This window comes from Bacillus cereus group sp. BfR-BA-01355, assembly GCF_022663675.1.
In the GTDB taxonomy this organism is placed as follows: Bacteria; Bacillota; Bacilli; order Bacillales; family Bacillaceae_G; genus Bacillus_A; species Bacillus_A thuringiensis_S.
In genome coordinates this window covers 1-2777 of the sequence record NZ_JAKUFY010000230.1, presented here as the reverse complement: position 1 = coordinate 2777, position 2777 = coordinate 1, and the positions used below count along the sequence as shown (strand labels likewise).

Below are 2777 nucleotides of genomic sequence, written 5' to 3'. Positions count from 1 at the left end.
CATAACCTAGTTTTTGAAGAAAAGGAATAATTAATGATTGCTTGGTCATTTCTTCATTAGTTATGTACTCTGTTCGTTCTAAAATTTGGTTAGCTATTTTGTTTATGTCATTTCTGAATTCCATATCAATGTCTCCTCGTTATAAAGTTTAAAAATCTTTAATATTATTGTTATTCCGTGAAAATTCATAATATAACAGAGTTCTTTATGGAAACAGGGAGGTTATTCTTTTTGTTTTAGATGGGAGTATAGGGTATTGGGATTTTTATGTTATGTAGGATATAAAAATAATGGGGGAATTGAAAAAAGCCAATCCACAGGATTGGCTTTTTGTCATTAACGAGAGTAGAACTCTACGATTAATGCTTCGTTGATTTCAGCTGGTAACTCAGCACGCTCAGCGTGACGAGTGTAAGTAGCTTCTAATTTGTCAGCATCGAAAGTTAAGTATTCTGGTACGAAGTTGTTAACTTCGATCGCTTCTTTAACAACAACAAGGCTGTTAGATTTTTCGCGAACGCTGATAGTTTGGTTAGGTTTTACACGGTAAGATGGGATATCTACGCGAGCGCCATCAACCATGATGTGACCGTGGTTTACTAATTGGCGAGCTGCACGACGAGTGCGAGCTAAGCCCATACGGTAAACTAAGTTGTCAAGACGAGCTTCAAGAAGGATCATGAAGTTTTCGCCGTGCTTACCAGGCATTTTACCTGCTTGGTCAAATGTGCGACGGAATTGACGCTCAGTCATGCCGTACATGTGACGAAGTTTTTGTTTCTCTTGTAATTGTAAACCGTATTCTGAAAGTTTCTTACGTTGGTTAGGACCGTGAGGACCTGGTGCGTAAGGGCGTTTTTCTAATTCTTTTCCTGTGCCGCTTAGAGAGATTCCAAGACGACGAGACAGTTTCCAAGCTGGACCTGTATAACGAGCCATAGTTGACTCCTCCTTTAAAAATGTTTTTATTTACGTAAAATAAAAACAGACGTAATCGATATTTACGGGCATTTTGTTTTCATGTACCTTCGCTCCAGCAGCAGGGAGTTACGAGATACACCTCCGTAGAGGAACAAAATACAAACGATAAACTCACATTACAAGGCTGCCTTTTTATTTTACACAAACGCTATTATATCTTTTACCCAGAGTTTCGTCAAGCGAGTACGTTTTTGTTTTATGCATATAAATTTTGGAAATTAATATAAGAAGGAATTTAAAACAATATAAAAGAAGAGATAGAAACACAAATAAAACGCTTACATAAAATGTAGTAAAAACGTTCATCAGTTTTTATTGGTGAATATGCGGGATAAAAACATAAAGGGGATGTTTTTATGAAAAAGAAGCATATGGAGACAGCGTTAATTCATCACGGTTATACACCTGAGGAACATAAAGGAAGTTTAACACCACCTTTATTTCAAACTTCTACATTTACATTTGAGACTGCGCAGCAAGGAGAGGCGAGTTTTGCGGGAGTGGATCCATCTTATATTTACTCACGGCTTGGAAATCCAACTGTGAAATTATTTGAAGAACGTATGGCGGTGTTAGAAGGAGGAGAAGAGGCACTTGCCTTCGGATCTGGTATGGCAGCTATTTCAGCAACTTTAATTGGTTTTTTAAAGGCTGGAGATCATATTATTTGTTCAAACGGATTATATGGGTGTACGTACGGTTTTTTAGAAGTGTTAGAAGAAAAATTTATGATTACGCATTCGTTTTGTGACATGGAGACAGAGGCTAATATTGAAAATAAAATTCGTTCGAATACAAAGCTTATTTTCGTTGAAACACCGATTAATCCAACAATGAAATTAATCGATTTAAAACAAGTGATTCAGGTTGCGAAGCAAAATGGCTTACTTGTCATTGTTGATAATACGTTTTGTTCGCCTTATTTACAAAGACCGCTTGAGCTTGGCTGTGACGCTGTTGTGCATAGTGCGACAAAATATATTGGTGGCCATGGTGACGTTGTAGCGGGTGTAACGATTTGTAAAACGAAAGCGTTAGCTGAAAAGATTCGCCCGATGCGAAAAGATATCGGCGGTATTATGGCGCCGTTTGATGCGTGGTTATTATTACGCGGGTTAAAGACGTTAGCAGTAAGAATGGATCGTCATTGTGATAATGCAGAAAAAATTGTATCGTTCTTAAGAAAACATGATGTGGTAGAAGATGTTTGGTATCCAGAAGGGGAGTTAGCATCTCGTCAAATGAAACGCGGGGGCGGTGTTATTTCTTTTTCAGTAAAAGGCGGAAAAGAAGAGACGCAAGCGTTTATTAATGATCTTCACTTTATTACAATTGCGGTAAGTTTAGGCGATACAGAAACATTAATTCAGCATCCAGCAACGATGACGCACGCTGCGATTCCGGCTGAACTAAGAAAAGAAATGGGCATTTTCGATAATTTAATACGCTTATCGGTCGGTTTAGAATCGTGGGAGGATATCGTTTCTGATTTAGAGCAGGCATTAAAGAAAATATCTACTGTTAATCAATAAAAAAAGAGTGAGCTATCGGTTTTGTACAGGACGTACTAAGTCGATAACTCGCTCTTTTCTTTTTACATATGTTTTAGGAGTGTCTCCACAAACTTTTCTAAATAGCGCTGATCTACTTCATCAAAACGATTTTTTTCAGGACTATCAATGTCAAGTACACCAATGACAGCTCCTTCTTTCACAATCGGTACAACGATTTCCGAATTAGAAGCACTATCGCAAGCGATGTGACCTGGGAATTGGTGAACGTCCGCTACAAGCTGA

General features: G+C 38.0%; 3 protein-coding genes and 1 pseudogene. 1 reads left to right on the top strand and 3 read right to left on the bottom strand.

Annotation, left to right across the window (positions count from 1 at the left end):
* Both MR167_RS31135 and rpsD read right to left on the bottom strand, forming a co-directional pair.
* Positions 1 to 124, bottom strand: a pseudogene (locus MR167_RS31135) (type I restriction endonuclease); the annotation flags it as partial.
* Between the two features lie 212 nt (positions 125 to 336).
* The gene (gene rpsD, locus MR167_RS31130; protein WP_000135320.1) at positions 337 to 939 is read right to left on the bottom strand and encodes a 30S ribosomal protein S4; all 603 of its coding nucleotides are present in this window, start codon (positions 937 to 939) and stop codon (positions 337 to 339) included.
* A gap of 398 nt (positions 940 to 1337) precedes the next feature.
* On the opposite strand from rpsD, the gene megL reads away from it, so the two are divergent.
* The gene (gene megL, locus MR167_RS31125) at positions 1338 to 2513 is read left to right on the top strand and encodes a methionine gamma-lyase (RefSeq protein WP_000726567.1); all 1176 of its coding nucleotides are present in this window, start codon (positions 1338 to 1340) and stop codon (positions 2511 to 2513) included.
* Between the two features lie 62 nt (positions 2514 to 2575).
* Here megL and MR167_RS31120 read toward each other — a convergent pair.
* Positions 2576 to 2777: GAF domain-containing protein (locus MR167_RS31120; RefSeq protein WP_242316211.1), on the bottom strand; the 202-nt coding region annotated here is incomplete at its 5' end.